Source organism: Sphaerisporangium aureirubrum, assembly GCF_042658925.1.
Classification (GTDB): Bacteria; Actinomycetota; Actinomycetes; order Streptosporangiales; family Streptosporangiaceae; genus Sphaerisporangium; species Sphaerisporangium aureirubrum.
Genome location: NZ_JBHSRF010000189.1, coordinates 1 through 1177 on the forward strand (window position 1 = coordinate 1; position 1177 = coordinate 1177).

Below are 1177 nucleotides of genomic sequence, written 5' to 3' on the forward strand. Positions count from 1 at the left end.
TGGTGTGTCCCGAGTTAAGTGGAGGTGGATTACTGGATTCTTGTGCCACTCGTTGAAAGGAGAGTGGCATGGGACGACGGGGCTATCCGCCGGCGTTCCGGCGTAAGGTGCTGGACCTGCTCAAGGCGGGTCGCACGGCTACCGATCTCGCCCGTGACCTGGACATCAGTACTCAGACGATCTACAGCTGGCGGCGGCAAGACCGCATTGACCGCGGCCTGGAGCCCGGCCTGAGCAGCGGTGAGAAGACCGAGTTAGCCACCGCCAAACGCCGCATCACCGAATTGGAGACCGAGCTGCAGGCCACCCGCCGGGCGATCGAGCTGGTCCGGGAGGCGGCGCCCCCAAAAGGCGGTTCCGCGCCATCGCGGTGATGGCCGGCGAAGGCATCCCGGTGGAGGTCGCCTGCCGCATCCTGGCCGTCTCGGTATCGGGCTACTACGCTTGGCGGAACCGGCCGCCCTCACCGCGGGCCATCCGGCACCTGTGGCTGACCAGCCTGATCCAGCAGATCCACCAGCACTCACGCGGCACCTACGGAGCCCGGCGGGTGCATGCCGAACTGCGCCTTGGCCACCAGGTCCCGGTCAGTCACGGCGCGGTGGAGCTCCTCATGCAGCGCGCAGGGCTCGAAGGCCTTAGCGGCCGGCCCAAGTGGCGGCGCGCCAAGCCCGACCAGATCGCTACCGACCTGGTCGACCGGGCCTTCACCCGAACCGCCCCCAACCAGCTATGGATCACCGACATCACCGAACACCCGACCCGTGAGGGCAAGGTGTACTGCTGCGCGGTGCTGGACGCCTACTCCCGCCGCGTGGTGGGCTGGTCGATCGACTCCACCCAGACCGCCACCCTGGTGACCAGCGCCTTGGGCATGGCCATCGACACCCGCACCCCACCGGCAGGCACCATCATCCACTCCGACCACGGCGTGCAATTCGGCTCCTGGGTTTTCACCCAGCGCGCCAAGGACTCCGGCCTGCTGTCCTCGATGGGCAGCGTCGGGGATTGCTTCGACAACGCCATGATGGAGTCGTTCTGGGCCCGTATGCAGGTCGAACTCCTCGACCGCCGCCGCTGGAACACCCGGATCGAACTCGCCAACGCGATCTTCGAGTACCTGGAGATCTGGCACAATCGGCAACGACGGCACAGCAGCCTGGGCATGCTCACCCCG

At 66.9% G+C, this 1177-nt stretch carries 1 pseudogene; it reads left to right on the top strand.

Going from position 1 to position 1177, the window contains the following annotated elements:
* Positions 1 to 68 precede the first annotated feature (68 nt).
* A pseudogene (locus ACFP1K_RS41070) lies at positions 69 to 1177 on the top strand (IS3 family transposase); the annotation flags it as partial.